At 60.5% G+C, this 25,821-nt stretch carries 22 protein-coding genes and 3 tRNA genes; 6 read left to right on the forward strand and 19 right to left on the reverse strand.

What is annotated here, in order from left to right; genetic code table 11:
* Positions 1-342: 342 nt before the first annotated feature.
* The 3 genes from AXG89_RS00915 to AXG89_RS00925 all read right to left on the reverse strand — a co-directional run bounded on the left by AXG89_RS00915 (position 343) and on the right by AXG89_RS00925 (position 3,038).
* Complete coding sequence (locus AXG89_RS00915; protein ID WP_062167212.1) at positions 343-816, reverse strand: DUF2214 family protein; 474 nt, start codon at positions 814-816, stop codon at positions 343-345.
* Between the two features lie 47 nt (positions 817-863).
* Positions 864-1,685, reverse strand: coding sequence for a hypothetical protein (locus AXG89_RS00920; RefSeq protein ID WP_062167214.1), 822 nt, complete (start codon positions 1,683-1,685; stop codon positions 864-866).
* A 288-nt stretch (positions 1,686-1,973) separates the two neighbouring features.
* A complete protein-coding gene (locus AXG89_RS00925) occupies positions 1,974-3,038 on the reverse strand; it encodes a glycosyltransferase family 4 protein (protein ID WP_062167216.1) in 1,065 nt (354 codons plus the stop codon).
* 960 nt (positions 3,039-3,998) lie between these two features.
* Between AXG89_RS00925 and AXG89_RS00930 the strand changes: the two genes are divergently transcribed.
* Positions 3,999-5,837 carry an ABC transporter ATP-binding protein gene (locus AXG89_RS00930; RefSeq protein ID WP_061999927.1) on the forward strand — a complete coding sequence of 613 codons (1,839 nt, stop codon included), beginning with the start codon at positions 3,999-4,001 and terminating at the stop codon, positions 5,835-5,837.
* A gap of 62 nt (positions 5,838-5,899) precedes the next feature.
* On the opposite strand, the gene otsA is transcribed toward AXG89_RS00930, so the two are convergent.
* On the reverse strand, positions 5,900-7,279 hold the full coding sequence (gene otsA / locus AXG89_RS00935; RefSeq protein ID WP_062167217.1) for an alpha,alpha-trehalose-phosphate synthase (UDP-forming): 1,380 nt from the start codon (positions 7,277-7,279) through the stop codon (positions 5,900-5,902).
* Entirely contained in the window at positions 7,276-8,028 is a 753-nt protein-coding gene (gene otsB, locus AXG89_RS00940) for a trehalose-phosphatase (RefSeq protein ID WP_062167218.1), read from the reverse strand. Before otsB ends, otsA begins: the two co-directional genes overlap by 4 nt.
* 399 nt (positions 8,029-8,427) lie before the next feature.
* On the opposite strand from otsB, the gene AXG89_RS00945 reads away from it, so the two are divergent.
* Entirely contained in the window at positions 8,428-9,054 is a 627-nt protein-coding gene (locus AXG89_RS00945) for an SCO family protein (RefSeq protein WP_062170172.1), read from the forward strand.
* Here the strand turns inward: AXG89_RS00945 and AXG89_RS00950 are convergent.
* The 6 genes from AXG89_RS00950 to uvrC form a co-directional block, all read right to left on the reverse strand.
* A complete protein-coding gene (locus AXG89_RS00950; protein WP_062167220.1) occupies positions 9,051-9,545 on the reverse strand; it encodes a GNAT family N-acetyltransferase in 495 nt (164 codons plus the stop codon). The genes AXG89_RS00945 and AXG89_RS00950 overlap by 4 nt on opposite strands.
* Positions 9,546-9,643: 98 nt before the next feature.
* Positions 9,644-9,717 (reverse strand) — tRNA-Cys (locus AXG89_RS00955).
* A 104-nt stretch (positions 9,718-9,821) separates the two neighbouring features.
* Positions 9,822-9,897 (reverse strand) — tRNA-Gly (locus AXG89_RS00960).
* Positions 9,898-9,956: 59 nt separating this feature from the next.
* A tRNA-Gly gene (locus tag AXG89_RS00965) sits at positions 9,957-10,032 on the reverse strand.
* A gap of 178 nt (positions 10,033-10,210) precedes the next feature.
* Entirely contained in the window at positions 10,211-10,807 is a 597-nt protein-coding gene (pgsA, locus tag AXG89_RS00970) for a CDP-diacylglycerol--glycerol-3-phosphate 3-phosphatidyltransferase (RefSeq protein WP_061999931.1), read from the reverse strand.
* 85 nt (positions 10,808-10,892) lie between these two features.
* Complete coding sequence (gene uvrC, locus AXG89_RS00975) at positions 10,893-13,055, reverse strand: excinuclease ABC subunit UvrC (protein WP_062167221.1); 2,163 nt, start codon at positions 13,053-13,055, stop codon at positions 10,893-10,895.
* Positions 13,056-13,219: 164 nt separating this feature from the next.
* On the opposite strand from uvrC, the gene earP reads away from it, so the two are divergent.
* The 4 genes from earP to AXG89_RS00995 all read left to right on the forward strand — a co-directional run bounded on the left by earP (position 13,220) and on the right by AXG89_RS00995 (position 17,429).
* The gene (gene earP, locus AXG89_RS00980) at positions 13,220-14,401 is read left to right on the forward strand and encodes an elongation factor P maturation arginine rhamnosyltransferase EarP (protein ID WP_442861740.1); all 1,182 of its coding nucleotides are present in this window, start codon (positions 13,220-13,222) and stop codon (positions 14,399-14,401) included.
* A 238-nt stretch (positions 14,402-14,639) separates the two neighbouring features.
* Complete coding sequence (efp, locus tag AXG89_RS00985; protein WP_061999934.1) at positions 14,640-15,197, forward strand: elongation factor P; 558 nt, start codon at positions 14,640-14,642, stop codon at positions 15,195-15,197.
* Positions 15,198-15,449: 252 nt separating this feature from the next.
* Entirely contained in the window at positions 15,450-15,785 is a 336-nt protein-coding gene (locus AXG89_RS00990; RefSeq protein ID WP_061999935.1) for a BON domain-containing protein, read from the forward strand.
* A gap of 261 nt (positions 15,786-16,046) precedes the next feature.
* Positions 16,047-17,429, forward strand: a complete 1,383-nt coding sequence (locus AXG89_RS00995) for a sigma-54-dependent transcriptional regulator (RefSeq protein ID WP_061999936.1) — start codon at positions 16,047-16,049, stop codon at positions 17,427-17,429.
* A gap of 62 nt (positions 17,430-17,491) precedes the next feature.
* Here the strand turns inward: AXG89_RS00995 and nagZ are convergent, their stop codons facing one another.
* The 8 genes from nagZ to lepA form a co-directional block, all read right to left on the reverse strand.
* Complete coding sequence (gene nagZ, locus AXG89_RS01000) at positions 17,492-18,496, reverse strand: beta-N-acetylhexosaminidase (RefSeq protein WP_062167222.1); 1,005 nt, start codon at positions 18,494-18,496, stop codon at positions 17,492-17,494.
* Between the two features lie 56 nt (positions 18,497-18,552).
* Complete coding sequence (gene acpS / locus AXG89_RS01005; protein ID WP_061999938.1) at positions 18,553-18,960, reverse strand: holo-ACP synthase; 408 nt, start codon at positions 18,958-18,960, stop codon at positions 18,553-18,555.
* A gap of 3 nt (positions 18,961-18,963) precedes the next feature.
* Positions 18,964-19,737, reverse strand: a complete 774-nt coding sequence (gene pdxJ / locus AXG89_RS01010) for a pyridoxine 5'-phosphate synthase (RefSeq protein WP_062167224.1) — start codon at positions 19,735-19,737, stop codon at positions 18,964-18,966.
* Entirely contained in the window at positions 19,734-20,642 is a 909-nt protein-coding gene (recO, locus tag AXG89_RS01015; RefSeq protein WP_062167225.1) for a DNA repair protein RecO, read from the reverse strand. The genes pdxJ and recO overlap by 4 nt, the downstream gene beginning before the upstream one ends.
* Positions 20,629-21,528 carry a GTPase Era gene (era, locus tag AXG89_RS01020; protein ID WP_062167226.1) on the reverse strand — a complete coding sequence of 300 codons (900 nt, stop codon included), beginning with the start codon at positions 21,526-21,528 and terminating at the stop codon, positions 20,629-20,631. The genes recO and era overlap by 14 nt, the downstream gene beginning before the upstream one ends.
* 136 nt (positions 21,529-21,664) lie before the next feature.
* On the reverse strand, positions 21,665-22,870 hold the full coding sequence (gene rnc / locus AXG89_RS01025; RefSeq protein ID WP_062167228.1) for a ribonuclease III: 1,206 nt from the start codon (positions 22,868-22,870) through the stop codon (positions 21,665-21,667).
* 214 nt (positions 22,871-23,084) lie between these two features.
* The gene (lepB, locus tag AXG89_RS01030; RefSeq protein ID WP_062167229.1) at positions 23,085-23,978 is read right to left on the reverse strand and encodes a signal peptidase I; all 894 of its coding nucleotides are present in this window, start codon (positions 23,976-23,978) and stop codon (positions 23,085-23,087) included.
* A 21-nt stretch (positions 23,979-23,999) separates the two neighbouring features.
* The gene (lepA, locus tag AXG89_RS01035; RefSeq protein ID WP_062167231.1) at positions 24,000-25,790 is read right to left on the reverse strand and encodes a translation elongation factor 4; all 1,791 of its coding nucleotides are present in this window, start codon (positions 25,788-25,790) and stop codon (positions 24,000-24,002) included.
* Between the last annotated feature and the right edge of the window lie 31 nt (positions 25,791-25,821).

The following is a 25,821-nucleotide window of genomic DNA, read 5'->3' on the forward strand; positions in this document are numbered from 1 at the left end:
GTGGTTCGCTCGGTTCTGGCAGACGCCGAGAATTCCAGATGATTTCACCACAGCAGTCACGCTGCCGACCTCAGCGCGGTCATATTTCGACGCATGGCTACCATGGGCTGAATCTTCCAGGCCAAGAGTCAGGGATTTTCGATCGAAAGGTCGATGTAGTCGGCGATCGAGCCAAGGATGACAGCCGGACTAAACACAGCCTGCAAGTGTATCGGCTTCTTCAGGCAATAAAACGCCAAAACACGTGACTTTGTGTCGCAAAGAATCTGCCGAATCGGGATAAAACTCATCGTCCGCGCGATAGCTGAGCTTCAGGCACATCGGATATGGCGCGTACGCAACCTACCCCGCCCAAATCCCTCGCGCCATTCCCGTTGCCGCGATCACCATCACGATGATCAAGCCACCTTCGGCGTCGCTTATCGCGGCGAACCTGCGTGCCTTCACGAGATCGATTGGCGTGCCACGGCCGACGGCCAAGCGCCATTTGATCAATGCGATCATTGGCGAGATTTCAATCAGAAGGATCAGTACGAGCGCCGTCATCTTCAGGTGGAAAAGCGGCTCGTGCAAATAATAAGCACTGCCTTTTTCGAAACCGCCGAACGCGCGCGCGGCGCCCGTCACCAGCAGGATGAGCGCAGTGATGCCCCAGATGTTATCGGCGCGGAAAACCTGTTTGAGGCGCGTGGAATTGGCGCCGGTTGAACTAGCGGGATCGAGCTGGCGTAACGCTCTTGCCCGGCCGAAGACCGCCGCGAGCGCGAATCCAAACGCCAGCAAATGAATGGCTGCGAGACACCAGCGAGCGAGCATGCGGTCCCCTCCGAGTAGGTACGGCCAGAGAGCTCACGTCAAGCTCGCTAGCCGAGGCTTTGACCCAACTGACCCAGCAACGCTTCGAGCGCCCGCGCCGCTTTCCGGTCACCTTCGCTGCCGAGCGGCGTGCGGAACACGGTCTTGCGATTATGTCCGGCTGCTGCGGGCGAATTCCACAGCAATTCCATCTTGGCGCGGGCTCTGCGTCCAAACAAACCGCGCTTGGCCGGAGCCGCGGCGGCCACGGTCTCGGATGTCCTGAAACTCTCGGGCCACTTCACCGATAACTCCCGCGCATCGTACTGGCCGAGCTTGCGACTTTCCGCCCAGACCACGGCGGTGCGGGTGGTGTTATCGATGGAAATAGCGTACCGGCCAATTGCAAAGCGCCGCGCCGCGAAGTTCGAACGCCAGAGCGCGCGCGGGCGGCAAATCCACAGCACCACGGCATAAAGCGCGGGCGCGACGAGCAGCCAGCCGTTGGTCTCCGCGAGGGCGTGGACAGCGTTCTTCCAGCCGGCAGTCCACGTAAAAAAGCCGACCGACCAGACCGCAAATACGAAACTCAGCAGCGCAAGAAAACGCAATGCCTGCCGCAACCATTGCGGCAACGGATGCAGCGGCCGTTCAGCACGCGCGCGTGCGCCCGGGAGAAAAAGCAACAGAAATAACAACACGAGGTTGATGCACGCCCAGGGCGATGAAGTCATCGCGCGCATGGATGAGAAATAACCCATCTGCGACATGGAGAACATCCAGCGCGCAACGAGAACGAGCCCGATCGCCCGCAGCGCGAACACGGTGCCGGCGCCGGCGATAGTCACGGCGGGTGCCCCCCTCGCGCTACTCTGCTTCGTTCTCACCAAAACTTCGCTCCTGTTCACGACTGTCCTCGTCCGCACGTTTCATTTGTTCTGCCAGCGCGCGATTTGATCCTTGCTGGAACTCCACGTTCAACTATCCAGATCCGCCAATTGCGTCTCTTTTTGGCGAATTCAGCACATTATATGGAGAATGTCGAAGCCACCATGAGGCTTGCCCCTCCAAGCCGCCGATAACCCTTCCCAGCTTGGCCTTGCAGTGTGTCAAAACAACAACGCCCCGTGCGCCTGACGGCGCACGGGGCGTTGTTGGGTGACGCGTAAAAGCGCGTTTTAGCTGGCGTTGACTTCGCGCAGTACCGTGCGGCGCTTCGAGCGCAACAGCTCTTCGTACGTCTGGACGTAACGCGCGGCCATCACTTTCGAGGAGAAACGCGTTTCAAACGCCTGACGCACCTTGGCGCGCGGCAGCGTATGGAGACGCTTCACGGCGGCGATCGCGCTGAGTTCGTCTTCCACCACAAAACCCGATACGCCGTTTTCGATCACTTCCGGCACCGACCCGCGATTGAACGCAATCACCGGCGTCCCGCACGCCATCGCTTCGATCATCACCAAGCCAAACGGCTCCGGCCAATCGATCGGGAACAGCAGCGCGTGGGCGTTGCCGAGAAATTCGGTCTTTTGCTGCTCGTTGATTTCACCGATGTATTCGACGTGCGGCAGCGCGAAAAGCGGCTTGATCTGCTCTTCGTAATAAGCACGGTCGGCGTTATCGATTTTTGCAGCGATCTTGATCTTCATGCCCGCTGCGCCGGCAATCCGAATCGCCCGGTCAACGCGCTTTTCCGGCGAGATACGGCCGAGGAACGCAAGATAGCCCGGCTCCACGTTGGGGACCGGCGTCAGCAGGTTTTCCGGCAGCCCGTGATACACCGTCGAGAGCCAGTTGGCTTGCGGCAACGGCTGGCGCTGGTTGTCCGAGATCGAGACGACCGGCGCTTCATTGAACGTACTGAAGATCGGCTGCAGTTCCGGCAAGTCGAGACGGCCGTGCATGGTCGTCAGGAAAGGCACCGGCTGGCGCGAGAACAGCGAGAACGGGTAATAGTCGATGTGAAAATGCAGCACATCGAATTCATCAGCACGGCGGCGCACTTCTTCCAGCAGCAGCATGTGCGGCGCCATCGTGTCGCGGATGGTCGGGTCGAGGCGCAGCGCCTGCGGCCAGAACGCTTCGAGCTTTGCCGACGTTTGCGAATCACCGCTCGCGAACAGCGTGACGTCGTGACCGGCTTCAACGAGGGCTTCGGTCAGATAGGACACCACGCGCTCCGTGCCGCCATAAAACTTCGGGGGGACGGCTTCGTGGAGAGGCGCGATTTGAGCGATTCGCATGTCGAAAACTCCTAATAATGTCAGGCAAATTGATGCGCTTGGCATCGGTCATGTTGATCAAGCGAATCGCCCACCCGGGCTCGGCGCGGTGCTGGTTCTCCAGCGGAATGGCCGAAAGCACGAGAAAAAATCGCGATGCTTCGCTGTTGCTTGGGTGTTTCGGGCTTGAGCCCTCCCGCCCTGTTGCTGCGAACGTCTGTTTCGGAGGATGACCCAAAAAAGCAAGATCAGGTCCATCTCGTAAATCTGGCGCACCTAGCGATAAACGCACGACCTGCGGGGCCGTTGACCGGAACCTACAACTACCTGTCAAAAAATCCTAGGGCAAACCCGCACGAAGTATCGCGGTTTTTGCACAGCTTTCAAGTCGACATTTCAACTTATTTAGGTTGTTACAGCGTCGATACACTTTGCAAACCCTTGTTTTCCAAGGCTGTTCTACATTGTACGAACACGCCGCAGTACCCTTTGGAGCGAGACCCAAAAGCAGACCGTTGCGGTGCGATCAAACCCGTGACGCCGACGCGGCCGGCCATGAACTCCTTCAATGGATTCTCAAAGCGTTTTCGCCCACAGCGGGTCCGCAACGTGCTCCAACCCTCCGCAGGAAGTTGCAGGAAGTAACTGGCTGAAGCAGCAGTCATTCGCCCGATGTATGGCAAACGGCAGCAAGTCATTTGCGCGGCGATCCAGGGTGTGGGGCCGCCTATCGGCAGGCATAGAAATCCGTCAAGGCGGACCGCTTTCGCTGAAATTGCTTCAGTTCTGATGGATAAGTGCCACGGAAAGGACTACGCGAGGGGATTTGGCTCGTTACACTGGCTACAATTCAATAATCGTCGCGGCCCGGCGTTTGTCTGGATTGCTGCATTGGACGCCCGGAGGACTGCCCGACGCGCCTTGCTTGTGACCACGGCAAGGCACCGCGCTCAACCGCTCTACTCGACCTAAAACGACCAATTGGACCAACTCACCGTTTCTCAGCGTAACGTACACAACGCCAAGCTAGCGAGCTATGCGCATCGCCCGCTCGCGTTCCTGTTTCGTTACATCCGCCGGCACCCTGTCGCTCACACCATCGTACTGGTCAGCGTGCTGGCCGCTGTCGGCTGCGCGCTCGCCTCGCAGTACGCGATCAAGCATCTGATCGATGTGCTCGGCCAGGGCCGCGGTCATCCCGGCCCGCTCTGGGCGGCCTTCATGATCCTGGTCGGCCTGATCGCCGCCGACAACCTTCTGTGGCGGGTCGGCGGCTGGGTCGGCGCGCACGCATTCGTCATTGTCACGGGCGACTTGAGGCGCGATCTGTTCTCCTACCTGAGCGGTCACTCCCCCACCTATTTCTCCGAGAAACAGCCCGGCATGCTCGCGAGCCGTATCACGGCGACATCGAACGCGATCTATACCGCCGAAAACACCATGGCGTGGAACGTGTTGCCGCCTTGCATTGCGGTGATCGGCGCCATTTTCATGATCATCGCCGTGAATCCGTTGATGGCCGGCGGCCTGATGCTCGCGTCCGCCATTCTCGCGTTCGTGCTGTATCGGCTGGCCGGGCGCGGCTCGGCCCGGCATCACACATTTGCATCGAAAGCGGCGTCGGTCGACGGCGAACTCGTGGATGTCATCGGCAACATGGCGCTCGTGCGTGCGTTCGGCATGACGTTTCGCGAACAAAAGCGCTTCGGTTCGACGGTCAAGGCCGAAATGGTCGCGCGCCAGCAAAGCTTGCTGTACCTGGAGAAGTTGCGCCTTTTCCACGCGGTCGTAACGGCGATCCTGTCCGCCGGACTGCTTGGCTGGGCATTGTGGCTGTGGTCGAAAGGCCAGGCGACGTCCGGTGACATCGTGCTGGTCAGCTCGCTCGGCTTCACCATTCTTCACGGCACGCGAGACCTGGCCGTGGCGCTGGTGGACGTGACGCAGCACGTCGCGCGCCTTTCCGAAGCAGTTCAAACGCTGCTCGAGCCGCACGGCATGCCCGACCGGTCGGACGCGGCTGAACTCGTGCCGCAAGGCGGACGTGTCGACTTTGAGGAAGTGACGTTCGCATATCCGCGCCGCCGTCCTATCCTCGATAAATTCAATCTTCACATTGAACCGGGTCAGCGCGTCGGGCTAATCGGCAAGTCGGGTGCGGGTAAATCGACGGTGCTCGCCCTGCTGCAGCGCTTCTACGAAGCGCAAGGCGGCGCGATCAAGGTCGACGGACAAGATATCTCACTGATCACCCAGGACAGTCTGCGCATGTCGATTGCGCTCGTACCGCAGGATATTTCGCTGTTCCACCGCACCGTGTATGAAAACCTGGCATATGGGCGGCCCGATGCAACGCGCGAGGAAGTGCTTGCGGCTGCTCGTGAAGCGCGCTGCACCGATTTCATCGAAGCGATGCCTGAAGGGTTCGATACCATCGTTGGCGATCGTGGCGTGAAGTTGTCGGGCGGCCAGCGCCAACGGATCGCCATCGCGCGCGCGATCCTGAAGAACGCACCCATTCTTCTGCTCGATGAAGCCACGTCCGCGCTCGACAGCTCATCGGAAGAAGCGATTCAGCAGGCGCTCGACCGGCTGATGGTCGGCCGCACGGTGATCGCGATTGCGCACCGTTTGTCGACGCTGCAGGGCTTCGACCGGATTATCGTGATGAGCGCGGGCAAGGTGATCGATGACGGTTCGCCGCAGCAATTGCGGGATCGTCCGGGTTTGTATCGGGAATTGTTGTCCAAGCAGCATGGGAAGTTGCCGCCGACCACCATGCCGTCGCAGCAGATCGCGGCGAAGGCCGAACAGACGTAATCAGCCGTTCAGCCAGTTGAAAAGCCGCTTCGGTGCCAATACCGAAGCGGCTTTTTTGCACCTCAAGCCTGCAGGTCGCGCATGAAGTTGTCGCGCCAGACGGAGACGTTGTTCTCGCGGAGCTGCGTGAACATCTCGGCGTGACGGGCCCTGCGTTCGGCCAGCGGCATGGCGAGCGCTGCGGCCAATGCGTCGGCCATGCCGGCGATATCGAGCGGATTCACAATGAGCGCGCCGTTCAATTCCTGCGCCGCGCCGGCAAACTGCGACAACACCAGCACGCCGGGATCGTCCGGGTCCTGCGCCGCCACGTATTCCTTCGCCACCAGATTCATGCCGTCGCGTAAAGGCGTGACGAACCCGACGTGCGACGCATGAAACAGCGCAGCGAGTACAGGCCGCTCATATTGCCGATGGATATACCGGATCGGCGTCCAGTCCAGTTCGGCGTACCGGCCGTTGATGCGCCCCGATTCCGCTTCGAGCTGCAGGCGGATGTCCTTGTACGTGTCCATGTCGGCACGTGTAGGCGGTGCGATCTGTACGAACGACACGTTGTTGCGCTGCGCAGGCTCGCGTTCCAGCAATTTCTCGAACGCACGAAACCGCTCGACGAGACCCTTCGAATAATCCAGCCGGTCCACGCTCATGATCAGCTTGCGGTCACGCAGCGTGGTCTTCACCGTCTGCACTTCGCGCCCGCTTTCGCCGTCCTTGGCGAGCGAGGCGATCTCATCGGGATATACGCCGATCGGGTAAGCACCCGCCCGCAGCGTCTTGCCGAACGCGCTCACCGCGTTCGGCTCGCCCGCGATGCGCGTGACCGTGCCGTTCGCCTCCGTTTCGATGTAATCGCAAAACGCGCGCAGATCCGGCGCGGTCTGGAAACCGAGAAGGTCGTAGGAACACAATGCTTCCGCCAGGACACGATGACGCGGCACGCTCAGCAACACCTGCGCCGCCGGAAACGGGATGTGCAAGAAGAACCCGATGCGGTTTGTCACGCCCTCGTCGCGCAATGCCTGCGCAAACGGAATCAGGTGATAGTCGTGGACCCAGATGACGTCGTCGGGTCTCAGCAGCGGCGCGAGTTGCTTCGCAAGCCACCGGTTCACGCGGCAATAGCCGTCGAATTCATCGCGATCGAACTGGATCAGATCCGGCCGGTAATGAAACGCCGGCCACAGCGTCGCGTTCGAAAACCCGCGGTAGTACTGGTCGTAATCGCGCTGCGCCAGTCCGATGGTCGCAAACGTCACGCGCCCGCGCTCCTCCAGCTTGATGCCTTCGGGTGGTTCAGCCACCACGTCGCCGCTCCAGCCGAACCACATGCCGCCGGTTTCCTTCAACGCGTCGTAGACGCCGACGGCAAGCCCCCCCGCCGCCGGTCCGCCTTCCGAGATCGGCGCAACGCGGTTCGAAACAATGATCAGGCGACTCACGAGCGCAAGCCCTGAATACCGGCTATGTTTTGCAGCCAATCAATCAAAGCACTGACCGAATCGACGCGCGCATGCGCGAGCGTATCGCCGGCGCCGACCTTGATCGACAGACCGTCGCGCTCGTTCACGACCGCAAAGCCCTTCTCGTCCGTCAGGTCGTCGCCGATAAACACCGGCCGGCGTCCCGTGAACGGCGGTTCATCGAGGAAAGCGCGCACCGCGCGGCCTTTATCGACGTCCTTCGGCTTGATCTCGTAGACCATCTTGCCGGGCTGCAATACGTAAGCGTCGGCGTATTGCGCGACAAGTTGTTCCGTCGCCTCGCGCGCCGCCGGGCCGCGCTCCGGCGCGTTGCGATAATGCAGCGCGAGCGCCGCGCCCTTGATCTCCAGCAGCATGCCGGGATTCGCCTTCATCACGCCTTCGAGCACGTGTTCCATGCGCATCAGGCGTTCGTCGTTGAAACCCACGCGATGCACATCCGCATTCGAGTCCCGGCGCTCCGCGCCATGAAGACCGGCGACGGGGATGTCAGGCATCTTCAAAAACGAGTCGATGCTGTCGATACCACGCCCCGACACGATCGCCACCGCGCCGTTGGTCGCGCGGCGCAGCGCGGTCAGGATCGGCGCCACTGCTGGCGACACGACGACGCCGTCAGGCGTGGAAGCCAGTTCGACGAGCGTGCCGTCGAAATCGAAGAAAAAAGCAGTCTCGGCGAGTGGAAGTTTTTCAGGAAGGTTTTGCATCGATATCTGCCTTTTTAGCCGGGAACGGCCGGGAAAGTGTGCGCATGTCAAAGCGCTTGTCGGCCTGTTCGGTACGCCCAAAACGGGAACGCCCTTGGGAGAAAGCGGCATGGATGCACTGCATAACGAACGAACACCCGATACCGTGCACTCGAATCTTGCAAATTGCTTCGATAAACCCGCGCGCCACGATCCCATGATGTGCGGCAAATCGCCACGAAAGCGTGCGTGGAATCACAGTCTCGCGGCGAAGGCCTCTATTCTGAGATAAAGTCGGCCCCGCATGGCGTCACGAAACATCTTGTGACGAATCAAACGCGGGTTGTCCTGCGTTGTTCGTACATCGGCCGTACGTGGCTGATCTGCCGCCTTGATGTTCCACTTTGTCCGAGTCGCAAAATGCTTTCCTGGTTCCGGTTTCATCGCGCAGGCCGCGTATCCGCCCTGCTTGCCGCGCTGGTTTTCAGCGCATCCCTCACCGCGTGCTCGCATCACGACGCGGCGCCCTGGAAGCTCGCCGATGTCACCGGCCATCTCCCCGACCTTGACTTCAATCTCACCGACGATACGGGCAAACCCGCCACCGGGCAGTCGTTCGCTGGGAAAACGACGCTGGTTTATTTCGGCTACACGCACTGCCCGGACGTTTGTCCGGAGACCATGGCGCGGCTGATGCAGGTCCTGCAGCAACTCGGCCCCGACGCCAGGAACACGCGTATTGCGTTCATCACCGTCGATCCGGCCCGTGATACCGCCGCCGCGCTGCACGAGTACGTGCGTGCGTTCGACGCGGAACATGCGATCGGCCTGACGGGCACGGATGGGGCAATCGAAGGGCTTGCGAAGCGGTATCGCGTGGCTTACCAGATGGAGAAGCGCGATCCGTCGGGCGCATACGACGTGACGCACAGCTCGGCTGTCTATATCTTCGATACCCACGGCCACGCGCGCCTGCTCGCGACCGAGACCGATCCCATCGAAAACATCACGGCCGATGTACGGCGCGTGATCGATTCGACATCCTAGCGTCTTGACATTACACGACGCATCCAGATATGCGGGATGTCGTCGTCGAGATGGATATCCGAGATGGGCTCGAAGCCGAAGCTTCCGTAGAAGCGCTGCAGATGAGCTTGCGCGTGCAGACGGGTTGCGTGCCCGGGCCATTGCGCTTCGATATGCGTAAGCGTGCGTTCGAGCATCGCCTGACCGAGTCCGATACCGCGAAACGGCGCCCGCGTGAGGACACGGCCGATGCGCACGTCGGCATTCGCCGCGACGCCGGGTTCATCCGGCGGCAGAACGCGCAGATAACCGGCCAGTTCAGGGTTGGCCTTCTGGCTATGGACAAGCAGATGCCATGCATCGGGATCCTGACCGTCCATATCCGCATACAAGCACTGCTGCTCGATCACGAACACCTCGCTGCGGGCAGCGAGCATGGTGTAGACATCGCGTGCGCCAAGCTCACTGAATGCAGCCCACTGCCATTTGAATTCCGGATTGAGGTCGGTCATGGATACACCTGAATAAGTTTCGATGCCGAATGAGCCATGTATAGCAAATGCCAAAAGAAAAAGCCCCGACCAAGTCAGGGCTTTTTTCTTTTGAATCCTGGAGGCGCGAGCCGGAGTCGAACCGGCCTAAACGGCTTTGCAGGCCGCTGCATAACCGCTTTGCTATCGCGCCAGAAGCGGGAGCTACATGAAACGTACCGTGCCTGGCAAACCCATCCGAGCAGTACATTGATCCGGGCCACCAAACAAAAAGGGAAGCTTTGCTTCCCCTTTTAATGGAGCGGGAGACGAGGCTCGAACTCGCGACCTCAACCTTGGCAAGGTTGCGCTCTACCAGCTGAGCTACTCCCGCATCTTGCCTTGCAATCTACTGCCAGTCGTCGACTTACCATTGCCGACGACCTCTGAATCTGGAGCGGGAGACGAGGCTCGAACTCGCGACCTCAACCTTGGCAAGGTTGCGCTCTACCAGCTGAGCTACTCCCGCATCTTGCCGACTTCTTCTGCCAAATTACTGCTTTTGTACTTCATCAGACGCTGCGTTGCGATGTCTTGTTTCGCGTGCATCCGACAGAAACGAGATTATGGAGAACCCCAACTTTGGTGTCAAGAGCTTTGTATGCGCCCCATCACTTTTAACTGCAATCAACCATCTCGTACACAGGTTAAAGCATGCCGCCGCGCTCGCGTATTTGCGGCCAGGCGAGCTTCATGTAATAGAGCATCGACCATACGGTGAGGAATGCAGCAACATAGATCAGCCAGAGACCCCACATGCGTGTATCGATAACGATAGGCGTACCCGATATCTTCAGCGGCCCATAGAAGAGCAGCATGGGGATCGCGACCATCTGGCAAACGGTCTTGAACTTGCCCAGCGAATTCACGGCAACGCTCTTCGACGCCCCGATCTGCGCCATCCATTCACGCAACGCGGAAATGGTGATCTCACGCCCCACGATCACCAGCGCAATCACCGCGTTCAGCCGCATCAGTTGCACGAGGATCAGCAGCGCGGCCGTGACCATGAGCTTGTCGGCGACGGGGTCGAGAAACGCGCCGAACGCCGATGTCTGGTTGAGCTTGCGCGCCAGATAGCCGTCGAACCAGTCGGTCAGCGCGGCGAGCACGAAGATCACCATGCCGACCAGGTTGCGATGGTCCGGGCTCATCATCACGTCCGGCAAATAGAAGACGCCCACGACGAGCGGAATCAGCACGATTCGCAGCCACGTCAGGAAGATCGGGAAATTGAACGGCATGGGCGTGACTCTTATTGAGAGGTGCCATTGTGCCGCGTCGACTTATATGTCACAAGCCGACGGGCCGGACGGCCGGACGTTGCGCTCAATGCAACTGCCGGTAGATCTGCTCGGCCAGCGCCTGCGAGATCCCTTCCACACTCGCAAGATCCTCCACGCTCGCCGCCTGCACGCCGCGCAATCCGCCAAAGCGCGACAGCAACCGCTGACGCCGTTTTGCGCCAATGCCCTCGAGCTCCTCGAGCCGCGACGTCTGCCGCGTCTTCGCGCGTTTCGCGCGCATGCCGGTGATCGCAAAGCGGTGCGCCTCATCGCGGATCTGTGCGACCAGCATCAGCGCAGCGCTTTCCTTGCCGAGCTCGAGCGGCGTGCGGGTATCGGCGAAAATCAGCGTTTCGAGGCCCACCTTACGCCCTTCTCCTTTCGCGACGCCAACCAGCATGCCGTGGTCGAGCCCCAGTTCGGCGAACACTTGCCGCGCGATCTCGACCTGTCCCTTGCCGCCATCGATCAACACGATGTTCGGCAAACGCCCGCCCGAAGGCGTGGGTTCGGCAACGTCCGGCTCATCCGATTGCGGTGCTTCAGACGGGTCCGGGACCACCGGCTCTTCAGCCGCCCGCGCCGCGGCTTGCGCGACCATCTTCTCGTAGCGGCGGGTCAGGACCTGGCGCATCGCGGCGTAATCGTCGCCGGGCGTGATGCCGGTGATGTTGTAGCGCCGGTATTCCGCCGTCTGCATCTTGTGATGGTGATAGACCACGCACGATGCCTGCGTCGCTTCGCCCATCGTGTGGCTGATATCGAAACATTCGATGCGCAATTGCGCGAGGTCATCCATTTCCAGACTCAACGTGTCCGCGAGCGATCGCGTGCGGGCCTGTTGCGAGCCCTGCTCGGAGAGCAGACGCGCGAGGGCGAGCTTCGCGTTGGACTCGGCCATGGACAACCACACGCGCTTTTGTCCCTGCGGCTGGCGCAACAGCGTGACCTTGTGGCCAGCCTGTTCGATCAGCAGATCGACGAGTTCGCGATTCGCCGGCGCGTGACTGACAACCAGCACCGGCGGAACACGATTGCCGATGTAATGCTGCGCGATAAACGCCTCCAGCACCTCAGCCTCGAGCGCGCCCTGACGCTGCGACTCGGTGGCAAGTTCGGATTCTTCGACCGCGCCGGTTTCGGCGATCTCCTCCTGCATTTCGCCGGTCGTGGCATGCGCCTCGAAGTCCTGCTCGATCGACGCAAGCGTGCCCGCCGGCAACGCGATTTCACTGGCGTTTGCTTCGACTTGCTCGATGACGATATCGCCGATGTCTTCCGCAGTGCAGTCATCGGCCAGTTCCTCTGGCATTGCATCTTCAATCGCCAGCGCGGCTTCGACATGCGTCGGGAAGTACGCTTTGTCGCCGAGATGCCGGCCGCCGCGCACCATCGCGAGGTTCACGCAGACCTTGCCGCCGAGCGCGACGACCGCAAGGATATCGACGTCGTTGTCGCCGCCCACTTCGATAGCCTGCTGATGCAGCACGGTGGACAGGGAACTCATCTGGTTGCGCACGGCGGCGGCCTGCTCGAACTTGAGGTCGGCCGCGAACGCATGCATCTTCTGCTCGAGTTCCTTCATCACTTCGCCCTGCCGTCCGAGCAGGAAACGCGATGCATTCGACACATCGCGCGCGTAATCTTCTTCATCGATCAAACCGACGCACGGTCCCGTGCATCGTCCAATCTGATGCAGCAGGCACGGCCGCGTGCGGTTGGTGAAGACGGAATCCTCGCACGTGCGCAACTGGAACACGCGCTGCAAAATCTGGATACTCTCGCGTACGGCCCACGCGCTCGGGAACGGACCGAAATACTGGTTCTTCTTGTCGACGCTGCCGCGGTAATACGCCATGCGCGGAAACTTGTGGCCAGTCAGCTTGAGATACGGATAAGACTTGTCGTCGCGAAACAGGATGTTGTATCGCGGCGTGAGCGCCTTGATCAGATTATTCTCAAGCAACAGCGCTTCGGCTTCGGATCGCGTGACGGTCGTTTCTATCTTGCGAATGCGCGTGACCATCATCGCGATGCGCGGCGAAAGCAGCGTCTTCGTAAAATAGCTCGATACGCGCTTTTTCAGGTCGCGCGCTTTCCCGACGTACAGCACGTTGCCGTTCTCGTCGTAGTAGCGGTACACGCCCGGCAGGTGCGGCAACTGGGCCAGGTTCTTTTTAGGGTCGAAAACGTCGGGTTCGGTCATGCAGGGTGTCGTGCGGAGTTCGCGTTGAGGTCATATTGAAGCCGCCTGGCGGCTTTGAAGCCGGAGCGCGCGAATCGTCATCTTCAAAAATGCCAGTTTAGTGCAAACCACACTCGGGCTCTCGTTCACCATCGATCAAGCGGTTCGTCGCCGCTTCAGCACTTATGCCTGCTTCAATGGAAAATTCCCCGGCGGTGGCCGGTCATGCAGATGCCGAAATCGCGTGCGATATTTTTTGCGAAGTCATCGACAACTTCGGCGACATCGGCGTCTGCTGGCGCCTCGCGCGCCAGCTCAAGGCGGAGCACGGCTGGCAAGTGCGCCTTTTCGTCGATGAACTCAAGGCTTTCCACGCGCTCTGCCCCGCCGTCGATGCGACGCTCGCGCGCCAGGAGGCCGGGGGCGTCGTGATCGAGCACTGGCACGCGCCGACACACGCCGGCGACACGCTGCAGATCGCCGATGTCGTGATCGAAGCGTTCGGCTGCGAGCTGCCCGCCATCTACGTCACCGCGATGGCGCGCCGCGATCGCAAACCCGTGTGGTTCAACCTGGAATATCTGAGCGCCGAGGACTGGGTCGCGGATTTCCACCTGCGGCCGTCGCCGCATCCGCGCCATGCGATCAACAAGACCTTCTTCTTCCCGGGCCTCGGTGCGGGCACGGGCGGCGTCCTGAAGGAACGGACGTTAGACGCGCAACGCGAAGCGTTCCAGCGCGACGCGTGGTGGCAGGAACGGGTCGGCATCGCAGCGCCTTCGTCCGAGACAACGGTGATCTCCCTGTTCGCGTACGAGAATCCGGCCATCGATACATTGCTCGAACAATGGCGCGATTCACCCACGCCCATTGCATTGCTGGTGCCCGAAGGACGCATTTCAGGCGCTATTGCACGCTTTTTTGGGCTATCGGGGTTTGCGGCGGGATCGAAGGCTGAAAGCGGTTCGTTGAAGGCCTACGCGCTGGGTTTTGTGGAACAGCCGCTTTTCGACGCCTTGCTCTGGGCCGCCGATATCAATTTCGTGCGCGGCGAAGATTCGTTCGTTCGAGCGCAATGGGCGCAAAAACCGTTCGTGTGGCAAATCTATCCGCAAGCAGACGACGCCCATCTGCCCAAGCTCGATGCCGCCCTCGCCCACTACGCAAACAACTTGCCGGAGCCCGCGCGGGCTGCGCTGGAGCGGTTCTGGCATGCCTGGAACGGCGTAGGCGCGCCGGATTGGTCCGGTTTCTGGCGGTATCGAAAGCATCTGGAGCAGCGCGCGGCCGATTGGGCCGTGGAACTTGCGAGTATTGGCGATCTGGCTGGAAATCTGGCGGATTTCGCAAAATCTCAGTTAAAATAAGCGGTTATCCAACGGCTTGCAGTCCGGAACAGACGCAACGAGACCCAACGCGTACGTTTTCGGGCGGATTCCACGGTGGACGGGTGAAGCATTCAAGCAAGCACCCAGGCGAGCACCCAGGCGCGCGGCATGGCGTGGGACGGAACAGGCAGGGTAGCTGCAACACATCCAATTTCGAGTCAGCCGCCATCACCGCAGCGAACAGGCTCACATTTTCGTACAGGACAGTTTTTTAATTATGAAGACCGCACAAGAACTCCGCGTCGGCAACGTCGTGATGATCGGCAGCGATGCCATGGTCGTGTTGAAGGCCGAATACAACAAATCCGGCCGCAATTCCGCGGTCGTGAAGATGAAGTTCCGCAACCTGCTGGCAAGCGGCAACATGGAATCGGTGTACAAGGCGGACGACAAATTCGACGTCGTCCAGCTCGACCGCAAGGAAGTGACGTACTCGTACTTCGCCGACCCTATGTACGTGTTCATGGACGCTGACTACAACCAGTTCGAAGTCGAAGCCGACATGATGGGCGACGCCCTTAACTACCTTGCAGACGGCATGCCGTGCGAAGTGGTGTTCTACAACGAGAAAGCCATCTCGGTAGAACTGCCGACCTCGCTGGTCCGCGAGATCATCTACACGGAACCGGCCGTCAAGGGCGATACGTCGTCGGGCAAGGTCCTGAAGACGGCCAAGCTCGCAACGGGCTTCGAACTGCAAGTGCCGCTCTTCTGCAACATCGGCGACAAGATCGAAATCGATACCCGCACGAACGAATACCGCAGCCGCGCTTAAAGCCAGCGTCGCTTCGGAAGTCACGAAAAGCGCCCTTCGGGGCGCTTTTTCTTTTTGCTGAACATTATTGCCAATTCAGGCAAACTTTACCGGTTCATACTTCGAAATTACGTTTGAAACGTGTCATTCGGTGCAAGGCGCGCAGCTAACTACCTGATTCGTCTACTTCAAGCCGATGGCACGAAACCTGCTCCAGTAGTCGTGACTGCGCAATGAACGCGCGGAATCTTTCAACTTTCATCACAAGAAAAAATGACGACTACAAAAACCGCTTTCGCACGCCTCGTAATTGCCGCTGTTTGTGCCGTTCCCGCAATCGCCATCACTGCCGGTTGTTCGTCGACGCCCACACATGAGTCGGCTGGCGAATACACCACAGACTCTGCCATCACTACCAAAGTGAAGACGGCCTTGCTGGAAGACCCGGGCCTGAAGTCCTTGTCAGTGAGCGTCAAGACGTATCGGAGCGAAGTGCTGTTGTCGGGCTTCGTGGATTCTCCGAGCCAGATTCAAAAGGCGGTTTCGGTTGCTCGTGGCGTGGAAGGCGTGCAGTCCGTCAAGAACGACTTGCACGTGAAGCCGCAGTAAGCGCTTTCAGGTTCGGCTTGCTCCAAGTTGTTCGACCGCAAGCAAGCCGTGCCAGCGCAGAGATCAGTATTGAGCAAGCGCAGGACGAAGACCCGGCGATGAACAGCGATAACTGGAACGCAATGATGAGCTGACATGATGTCAGCCACAAGGCGGGCCGGCGTCTTCATTGCCCGGTACCGACGCGTTCGCCGCCGAGCGTCGCCAGATGGCGGCCGGCCCGGAACGCCATTCAGACCCACTTATTACGCCGTGTCCGCCATGCCACACGCTTTGATTGTCGAAGACGATCCGAACAGCCTTTCTGGCCTGTCCGCCATTCTCGCGGCCGACGGCTTTTCCGTCGATACCGCAACCACCCTCGCCGAGGCGCGGTCCGCCCTGACGCGCTTCATTCCGGACGTCGTGCTCGTCGACCTGAACTTGCCGGATGGCAGCGGTCTCGACCTGCTGCACAACCTTCCTGCGCAGCCGCCAGGCGGCGCCCTGCCGGTTATCGTGATGACCGGGAACGCGACTGTGGAAAGCGCGATTGAAGGCCTGCGGCAGGGCATCTGGGATTACCTGCTGAAGCCGGTGAACATTCCGCGCCTGCGCAGTTTGCTCGCACGCATTCCACGCCCGTACGAACTGACCGAGGAAGTCGGCGCGTTGCGCAGCACGCTGCGCGAACTCGGCCATTTCGGCAGCATGCTGGGACGCAGCGCCGCGATCCAGCATGTCTACGACCTGATCGAACATACCGCGCCGACTGAAGCCGCCGTACTGATCTGCGGGGAAGCCGGCACGGGCAAGAAGGTCGCCGCACGTACCCTGCATGAGATGAGCCGGCGCCGCAAAGGTCCATTTGTTTCGTTCGATTGCGCGGCAGCCACGGACAGCAACGCACGTTCGATGGAAAGCCTGATGTTCGGTCACGAGCGCGGCGCATTCGCCGGCGCGGAGAACCGCGAGCCGGGCTTGCTCGAACAGGCCGGTGGCGGCACGTTGTTCCTCGATCAGATCGATGCATTGCCGATCGCCCAGCAAGAAGCCCTGCTGCGCGCACTCGACTCGCAGACGTTCATGCGCGTGGGCGGCAGCAACAAGATCGTGACGGATTTCCGGCTGCTGGCATCGACCAGAGTGCCGCCCAAAGACGCCGTCGCCGAGGGCAAATTGCGCGAGGATCTGTTCCAGCGCCTGAATGCATCGTCGATTGCGTTGCCACCGCTGCGCGATCGCGGCGATGACATTGCGCTCCTCGCCGAGCATTTCGTCTATGAGCTGAATCGCGAAAATCATGTGAGCGGCATCACGAGCGGCGCGCCCAAACGTGTGAGCCCGGATTTCATCCGCGAGTGCCTTGCAGCCGAATGGCCGGGCAACGTGCGTGAGTTGCGCGACCGGGTTCGTCGTGCGTACCACGCGTCCGGCGACGTGATCGAAACCCTTCGCGCCGATGAACATACGAGCGCAGGCGGACGTGGGCTGAACGGCACCAGCGTCCAGGTGACGGTCGGCACGGCACTCGCCGACGTGGAAGACATGCTGATTCGCGCGACGCTCGAAGCGGTTGGCGGCACGCGGCATCGGGCGGCGACGCTGCTTGGCATCAGCCCGAAGACGCTCTACAACAAGCTGCAGCGCATGAAGCTGGAGTAAATGCGTTTGAGTTTGAAAAAAAGCCGGAGGTTTCTTTCGAAGAAACTTCCGGCTTTTTGCATTCAGCCCAGCGCGCTCTTGATCAGCGCCAGCGCCTGCTGATATTCCACCTGCGACATCAGCTTGTTCCAGCGCCACGCGTGCCCTCTGGGACGCATGCGCTTCAACCGCGTCAGCGACGCCTTCGTCTGCTGGAACGTCAGCCTGTCGAGGACCTTCTCCGCCTCTTCCGGCTGGTTGCAGATCAGCACCATGTCACAGCCGGCGGTCAGCGCCGCGGCCGCGGCTTCGGTCAGCGTGCCGCCGGCGCGGGCGGCTTCCATCGAAAGATCGTCGCTGAAGATCGCGCCATTGAAACCCAGCTTGCCCCGCAAGATGTCCTGCAGCCAGACGCGCGAGAAGCCGGCAGGTTTTTCATCGACTTGCGGGTAGATCACGTGCGCCGGAATCACCGACGCCAGCGACATCCCCAGCCAGTCGTACGGCTTGGTATCGGCGGCGAGGATGTCTTCGAGCGAGCGGTCGTCCACCGGCATGGCGACATGCGAATCCGCCGATGCAAACCCGTGTCCCGGAAAATGCTTGCCGCAATTGGCCATGCCCGCGAGCGCCAAGCCGTGGTTCAGGCTCTTCGCAAGCAGGGTCACCACGCGCGGGTCGCTGTGCAACGCGCGATCGCCGATCACCTTCGAATGCCCGTAGTCGAGATCGAGTACGGGCGTGAAACTCATGTCGATACCGCACGCCCGCAACTCCGCCGCGAGCACGTAGCCAAAGGCCGTCGCGGTCTTGGTAGCGAGCAATACGTCGCGATCCCACAACGCGCCGAGCTTGCCCGGCGCGGGCAGGACCGTGAAGCCATCGGTACGGAAACGCTGCACGCGGCCACCTTCGTGATCCACGGCGATCAGGATATCGTCACGCACCGCGCGAATCGCGTCGGTCAGTGCAACGAGCTGCGCCCGATCCTGGAAATGCCGCGTGAAGAGGATGATGCCGCCGGTCATCGGATGGTCGATACGGCGAATGTCGGCGTCGGAGAGCGTGGTGCCGGCCACGTCGAGCATGACCGGACCGGGAGTGCGTTTTAACGAGTTCAAATTGGATGCGGAAAAGTCAGGGGTTAGTAGTCTTGCACATTCGTTTCTGCGATCACGAACGACACCGCGTAGTCGCGTTCATCGGTGATGGTGACTTGCGCCGTGATGCCACGGGCCTCGAGCCACTCGGCGAGTTCGCCCGATGCCACCACCTTCGGCTTGCCGCTCGGCTCGTTGAGCGTCTGGACCGCGCGCCAGGTCATGGGCCAGTGCATGCCGAGGCCGATCGCCTTCGAAAACGCTTCCTTCGCCGAGAAACGCGTTGCGAGGAACGCCAGGCCGCGTACTTCGGAGCGCGCCTTGCGTGCGTGATAGACGCGCAGTTCGTCCGCGCCGAGCACCTTCTCGGCGAAGCGCCCTTTCGTGCGCTCCATCACGCCGGCAATGCGGCTTACCTGAACCAGGTCCGTACCGATTCCGTAGATCGCCATGGTTTATAGCGACGATGTGGCGGCAAGACGCGACGCCACCATGATCGCCTTCATCTCGCGCACGGCGTTGTCCCAGCCGGCGAAGATCGCGTGCGCGACGATCGCATGCCCGATGTTCAGCTCCACGATGCCTTCAAGCGCTGCGATCGGCTGCACGTTCGTGTAGTGCAGACCGTGTCCCGCGTTCACCTTCAGGCCGAGCGAATTGCCGAAATCGACGCTTCGCGCCACGCGCTCGAATTCCTTTTGCTGCGTGGCCTCGTCGTGTGCTTCGGCGTAGCAGCCCGTATGCAGTTCGATAACCGGCGCGCCCGCTTCATGCGCGGCGCGAATCTGGGTTTCATCGGCATCGATGAAAAGCGAAACCCGCGCGCCCGCCTGCTTCAACTGCTCGCACGCGGCTTTGACGGCGTTGAACTGGCCGGCGACGTCAAGGCCGCCTTCGGTCGTCAGTTCCTGGCGCTTTTCCGGCACAAGACACACGTCATGCGGACGCACGCCGCACGCGATGTCGAGCATTTCCTGCGTCACCGCGCATTCAAGGTTCATCCGCGTTTTGAGCAGAGGACGCAGCGCGTGCACGTCGGCATCGAGAATGTGACGGCGATCTTCCCGCAAATGCAGCGTGATGGCGTCGGCGCCGGCTTCTTCAGCTTGCAGCGCGGCGCGGATCGGGTCGGGGTACTGCGTGCCACGCGCGTTGCGCAGCGTTGCGACGTGATCGATGTTGACGCCCAGATCGATCACATTCGCGGGCGACGAAAGAAAGAAGCTCATAGATTTTGCAGGTCGATCAGGATTTGACGGGTGGCGAGCGGCGTGCCGCCAAGATACACGTTCAGCAGAAAGCGCATCAGCGTTTTGCTCTGCGCGGCCGTCTGCGGGCGGCTGTATTCGTCCTTCTCCATGTCGAGAAGGGTTTGCCCCGCGATCACGGGCCATTGCGACGGGACATCGTCCGATGCTTCACGCACGCCGCGTTCGGGATCGAACACGTACTTCTGCCCGGCGACAACCGGCTGGCGCGTGATGGTCTTGTTCAGCGCCATTGCGTAACCGGTCTCGCGCAGCAACACGCGCTCGAACGATCGCAACGCGTACAGCGCCGGCTCGCCGTGCGCGAGACGCGACAACGTCAGCACGTAATGATTGAACAGCGCGGGATGCGCGTCTTCGCGTGCGCAGAACTTGACGAGCAATTCGTTGACGTAGAAACCGCACAGCAACGCGTCGCCGGCGAGCGGCAACATGCCGCCGACCCATTCTGCCTGCGTCAGGGTGCGTACTTCGCCCTTCCCCGTCCACGACAAACCCAGTGGCTGGAATGTCTGCAGTACGCCGCGCAGCGCCGAATGCGGCCGTTTTGCGCCCTTGGCGACGAGCGCAACGCGGCCGTGATCGCGGGAAAATACATCGAGGATCAGGCTTGTTTCACGATACGGATAGCTGTGCAGTACGAACGACGGCTGCTCCGCGATACGGAAATCCGAACGCGGCGCAGCGCGAGGCGGCCTGGGTTCTTTCGGTGCAGCGGATTTGGCGGAAGCTTTGGTCGAAGCGGCGCGCGTCCCGCGCTTTTTCGGCGCGGGCGTCGGCGGCTCGTCGACACTGAAGTTATCGTCGGCGAGCGGATCGGAGTCGGCGTTGGAAGACTGGGTCATCCACGCGTCATTCGTACCCATAGGCGCGCAATCCCGCTTCGTTATCGGCCCAGCCGCTCTTCACCTTGATGAAGGTTTCAAGGTACACGGGGCCATCGAAAAGCTTTTCCATGTCGAGACGAGCTTCAGTGCTGATCTGCTTCAGCTTCGCCCCTTTGTGACCGATGATCATCGCCTTGTGGGTATCGCGTTCAACCAGGATGGTCGCGAAAATCCGGCGCAGGCGGCCTTCGGTCTCCCATTTGTCGATCATCACCGTGCTCGTGTACGGCAACTCGTCGCCAGTCCAGCGGAACACTTTCTCGCGCAGGATTTCAGCGGCGAGAAAACGCTCGCTGCGGTCCGTCAGGTCGTCTTCGCCGTAGATGGGCGTTCCTTCCGGGAGATACGGCTTCACCACCGCCATCAGACGCGTGATGTCGTCGGGATGCTTCGCGGTCATCGGCACGATTTCCTTGAAGTCGTGCAAAGCGCTCATCTTCTGCATGAACGGGAACAGCGTCTCCTTGTCGTTCACGTGATCCAGCTTGTTTGCGATCAAAAGGCACGGCGTGTCGTTCGGGATCAGGTCGAGCACTTTTTGGTCGTCCGGCCCGAAACGGCCAGCTTCGATCACGAACAGGATGGCATCGACCGCTGTCAGCGTGGAAGTTACAGCACGGTTCAGCGAGCGGTTCAGTGCGCCGCTGTGCTTGGTCTGGAAGCCGGGGGTATCGACAAAGATGTACTGTGCGTCGTCCAACGTACGAATGCCGGTGATCCGATGCCGCGTGGTCTGCGCCTTGCGCGATGTGATGCTGACTTTCTGCCCGACGAGCGCGTTCATCAAGGTCGACTTGCCGACGTTCGGCCGGCCGACGATCGCGACCATGCCGCAGCGGAAATCAGAGGGAGTGGGAGCGTTCATAGATGTTTGCAGCTACAGATTCGTTGGGACGCGTGGCGTCGGGCGTTGCGTTTGTTCAGTGGCGCGGCCGCTTCGGCGGCGGCGCTCAGCGCTCAGCACTTGCTTGAGGAATAGCCTTGATGCACGTTAGCGCACTTTAATGACCGGCATCGGCCGAGCGTGCGACGGTTTCGTCGACGCTCGCGTCCGCGTGCGCCTCGACGCTTTCCTCGGCTTTCGCCGGCGCTTCGTCGCGCGACCGTGCAGGGGACGCGGATTTGTCGATGACCACGGATTCCGCGACCGGCTTGCTTGCCGCCTTGACGATGCCCTTCTCCACCGGGTTATGCACAGCGTTATCCACCGGTTTATCAGCGCTCTCGCTGCGCGCCGTAGACGCCTCGGGTGCGCCCTTCTCCGCGCGTTCCGCCCGATGAATCGTCGAACGCTCGACCTTCTCCGCCGATGGTTCCACGTGCGATGCACGAATCACCGCCAGCGGCGCCGTCGCCGGACGTTCGGGATCGTTATGGGCATTGCCGTTGGCCGCGCTCGCCCGCGCGCGTTCACGCCGATCGGGAGCACGCAGATCCAGTGCAGCCTGAACGCCCGTTACGCCGGGGACGATTTCCTGTTCCGCGAGTTTGGCAGCACGGGAACCCTTGCGCTTGGGCTTGGCGGTCAGCACGGGCGTGGCCGACGCCAGTTCGTCCAGCGCCTTTTTCGCCGCAGCCTGTTCGGCCGCACGGCGGCTCGCGCCGGAACCCGACACCTTCACGTCGAGCTTCGGCACCGTGCATTCCACCTCGAACTGCTGGTTGTGCGCGGCCCCGTGCGTTGCGACAACGGTATAAGTCGGCAACGCGATCTTGTGCCCCTGCAGATACTCTTGCAGCAGCGTCTTCGCGTCCTTGCCGATGGTGCGTGGATCGATGTGATCGAGAATTGGCGTGTAGAGGCGCTTGATGACTTCCAGCGCCGCGTCGAAACCGCCGTCGAGGAAGACAGCGCCGAAAATGGCTTCCAGTGTGTCAGCCAAGATGGACGGCCGACGAAACCCGCCACTGCGCAGCTCCCCTTCGCCCAGGCGCAAGGCTTCCGAGACGTTCAGCGCCTGCGCAATCTCATAAAGCGACTGCTGCTTGACCAGGTTGGCGCGGACGCGAGAAAGATCGCCTTCGTCGAGTTTTGCGAATCGTTGGAACAAAAGCGCAGCCACCACGCAATTTAGAACGGAATCTCCGAGAAATTCGAGTCGTTCATTGTGCGTGGCACTGTGACTGCGATGGGTCATCGCCTGGCGCAGCAATTCCGCATTGCGAAATTCGTACTGAAGCCGGCTTTCCAACGGGGTTGAGGGCATGGGCAGAGTATAACGCGGGCGCCGGGACCGGCGATTCCAGCTGGAAAACGGCAAACCGAAAATAAAATCCAATACGACACTTGCACGTTAGCCGCTTTTCTTCGTGCTGTTTCTAGGCGGCCCGTGCAACGTGTCCATGCGAGGTGCTTATTAACGACTACGCCGCGTTATCCCGCGGCGTAATGTCGAACCATTTATACAAGCATGGCGTGTTTCAATGGAATGAACCAATGCGCTTCAAACTGCTGAAGTTCATCCAGATAAAGAATGCTCGACCAACGATATTTGCATCAGGTACAAAACCCCAATAACGGCTGTCCGCGCTGTTGTCGCGATTGTCGCCCATCATGAAGTAGCTGCCCGGGGGCACCTTGCAGATCACACCTTGCGCGTTGTAATTGCAGTTGTCGCGATTCGGGAAATCATCGGCGCCAATCACAAACGGCGGTACTTGTGCATTGTTCAGAATGGCGTTCTTGCGGCCGTCGAGATCTTCTTCGAACTGCTTTGCATAACCAATGCGTTCGTCATCGAAGAAATCGGGCAACGACGTTTCAGGAACCGGCTTGCCATTGATGGTGAGCTTCTTGTCCTGATACGCAACCGTGTCGCCGGGAAGTCCGATTGCGCGCTTGATGTAATCGACGGATTCGTCTTTTGGATAACGGAACACGACCACGTCGCCGCGTTTAAGCGGCGTGCCGCTTGTCAGCTTCGTATTGCTGATAGGCAGGCGCAAACCGTATTCGAATTTATTGACCAGAATGAAGTCACCGACCAGCAGCGTCGGCACCATCGATCCGGACGGAATCTTGAAGGGCTCGACAACGAACGAACGCACGACAAAAACCACGAGGATGACCGGAAAGAAGCTTGCCGAATATTCCAGATACCAGGGCTGGCGGAGCTTTTCATCGCGCAGACGAGCACGTGTTTGCGGTGCGTGCTCGTCGGCGAAGCGCGGTTCCAGACGTGCCTGCTGCTGGTCGAACTCCGCTACCGCTGCATCTGCCGCGCGCCGCCGTTGCGGCTCGAATACCAGTTTATCGAACACCCACGCGATACCCGTCAGGACGACGAGCACCAAAAGAATCAACGCAAAATTCATCAATCGTTTCCGGTTGTTTTATTAATCTTCGACGCGAAGAATCGCGAGGAAAGCTTCTTGCGGAATCTCGACCGAACCGACCTGCTTCATGCGCTTCTTGCCGGCCTTCTGCTTTTCCAGGAGCTTTTTCTTTCGGGAGATATCGCCGCCGTAGCACTTTGCCAGAACGTTCTTACGCAATGCTTTAATGTTCTCGCGCGCAATGATGTTCGCGCCGATAGTCGCCTGGATCGCCACGTCGTACATCTGCCGCGGAATCAGTTCGCGCATCTTCGACGCCACTTCGCGCCCGCGATGCTGGCTCTGCGACCGGTGCGTGATGACTGACAGCGCATCGACTTTATCGCCGTTGATCAGCATGTCGACCTTCACCACGTCAGACGCACGATATTCCTTGAACTCGTAGTCCATGGACGCATAACCGCGCGACGTGGACTTCAGCCGATCGAAGAAATCGAGCACGATTTCCGCCATGGGGATTTCGTACGTGAGCTGGACCTGACGGCCGTGATACTGCATGTTGATCTGCTGGCCGCGCTTGCCCGTGCACAGCGTGATCACCGCGCCCACATACTCCTGCGGCATGTACAGGTTCACGGTCACGATCGGCTCGCGCACTTCTTCAATGTACGAAGGCTCCGGCATCTTGGCCGGATTCTCGACCTGGATCAGTTCGCCGTCGCGCTTCACGACTTCGTACACCACGGTCGGCGCCGTGGTGATGAGGTCCATGTCGAACTCGCGCTCAAGGCGTTCCTGCACGATCTCCATGTGCAGAAGACCGAGAAAGCCGCATCGGAAACCAAAACCGAGCGCCTGCGACACTTCCGGCTCGTATTGCAGCGACGCGTCGTTGAGCTTCAGCTTTTCCAGCGATTCACGCAATGCGTCGTACTGATTCGCTTCGACCGGATACAAACCGGCGAACACTTGCGGCTTCACTTCCTTGAAGCCGGGCAACGGCGTTTCGGCCGGACGGGCGACGGTGGTGACCGTATCGCCGACCTTCGCAGCCTGCAGCTCCTTGATGCCCGCGATAATGAAGCCCACCTGCCCCGCCGACAGCGACGCCAGGTTCGTGGCCTTCGGCGCGAACACGCCGAGGTGCTCGACCGGATACACCGCGCCGGACGCCATCATCTTGACCTTGTCTTTCGGGCGCAGCGTGCCGTTCTTGATGCGCACGAGCATGACCACGCCCACGTAGTTATCGAACCACGAGTCGATGATCAGCGCCTGCAGCGGCGCGTCCGGATCGCCCTTCGGCGGCGGCACCTTCGCGATCAGCGCTTCGAGTACGTCGGTGACGCCCAGGCCCGTCTTGGCGCTGCAATGCGTCGCATCGGTTGCATCGATACCGATCACGTCTTCGATTTCCGCAATCGCGTTCTCGGGGTCGGCGGCCGGCAAGTCGATCTTGTTCAGCACCGGCACGACTTCCACGCCGAGTTCGATCGCCATGTAGCAGTTGGCGACCGTCTGCGCTTCCACGCCCTGGCTCGCGTCCACGACCAGCAGCGCGCCTTCGCACGCGGAAAGCGAACGGCTGACTTCATAAGAAAAGTCGACGTGTCCGGGGGTGTCGATGAGATTCAGGTTGTAGACCTGACCGTCGCGCGCCTTGTAGCTCAGGGCCGCGGTTTGCGCCTTGATCGTGATGCCGCGCTCACGCTCGAGATCCATGGAATCGAGCACCTGCGCGTCCATTTCGCGGTCGGACAAGCCGCCGCAAAGCTGGATGATGCGGTCGGCCAGCGTCGATTTGCCGTGGTCGATGTGCGCAATGATCGAGAAGTTACGAATATGATTCATTCAGTGCCGATCAAGCAAAAAGGCGCGCCCA

Origin of the sequence: Burkholderia sp. PAMC 26561, assembly GCF_001557535.2 — a bacterium.
Lineage (GTDB): Bacteria > Pseudomonadota > Gammaproteobacteria > Burkholderiales > Burkholderiaceae > Caballeronia.

Bases quoted from the DNA above. Each gene is read 5' to 3' on its own strand.
- AXG89_RS00950 (WP_062167220.1), bottom strand. From the start codon at position 9,545: ATGACCGACCTCAATCCGGAATTCAAATGGCAGTGGGCTGCATTCAGT.
- uvrC (WP_062167221.1), bottom strand. From the start codon at position 13,055: ATGACCGAACCCGACGTTTTCGACCCTAAAAAGAACCTGGCCCAGTTG.
- nagZ (WP_062167222.1), bottom strand. From the start codon at position 18,496: ATGCTCGACGTGGCCGGCACCACGCTCTCCGACGCCGACATTCGCCGT.
- efp (WP_061999934.1), top strand. From the start codon at position 14,640: ATGAAGACCGCACAAGAACTCCGCGTCGGCAACGTCGTGATGATCGGC.
- AXG89_RS00995 (WP_061999936.1), top strand. From the start codon at position 16,047: ATGCCACACGCTTTGATTGTCGAAGACGATCCGAACAGCCTTTCTGGC.
- AXG89_RS00925 (WP_062167216.1), bottom strand. From the start codon at position 3,038: ATGCGAATCGCTCAAATCGCGCCTCTCCACGAAGCCGTCCCCCCGAAG.
- AXG89_RS00915 (WP_062167212.1), bottom strand. From the start codon at position 816: ATGCTCGCTCGCTGGTGTCTCGCAGCCATTCATTTGCTGGCGTTTGGA.
- otsB (WP_062167218.1), bottom strand. From the start codon at position 8,028: ATGCAAAACCTTCCTGAAAAACTTCCACTCGCCGAGACTGCTTTTTTC.
- era (WP_062167226.1), bottom strand. From the start codon at position 21,528: ATGAACGCTCCCACTCCCTCTGATTTCCGCTGCGGCATGGTCGCGATC.
- earP (WP_442861740.1), top strand. From the start codon at position 13,220: ATGCCTGCTTCAATGGAAAATTCCCCGGCGGTGGCCGGTCATGCAGAT.
- rnc (WP_062167228.1), bottom strand. From the start codon at position 22,870: ATGCCCTCAACCCCGTTGGAAAGCCGGCTTCAGTACGAATTTCGCAAT.
- AXG89_RS00945 (WP_062170172.1), top strand. From the start codon at position 8,428: ATGCTTTCCTGGTTCCGGTTTCATCGCGCAGGCCGCGTATCCGCCCTG.
- pgsA (WP_061999931.1), bottom strand. From the start codon at position 10,807: ATGCCGTTCAATTTCCCGATCTTCCTGACGTGGCTGCGAATCGTGCTG.
- pdxJ (WP_062167224.1), bottom strand. From the start codon at position 19,737: ATGAGCTTCTTTCTTTCGTCGCCCGCGAATGTGATCGATCTGGGCGTC.
- AXG89_RS00990 (WP_061999935.1), top strand. From the start codon at position 15,450: ATGACGACTACAAAAACCGCTTTCGCACGCCTCGTAATTGCCGCTGTT.
- recO (WP_062167225.1), bottom strand. From the start codon at position 20,642: ATGGGTACGAATGACGCGTGGATGACCCAGTCTTCCAACGCCGACTCC.
- lepB (WP_062167229.1), bottom strand. From the start codon at position 23,978: ATGAATTTTGCGTTGATTCTTTTGGTGCTCGTCGTCCTGACGGGTATC.
- acpS (WP_061999938.1), bottom strand. From the start codon at position 18,960: ATGGCGATCTACGGAATCGGTACGGACCTGGTTCAGGTAAGCCGCATT.
- lepA (WP_062167231.1), bottom strand. From the start codon at position 25,790: ATGAATCATATTCGTAACTTCTCGATCATTGCGCACATCGACCACGGC.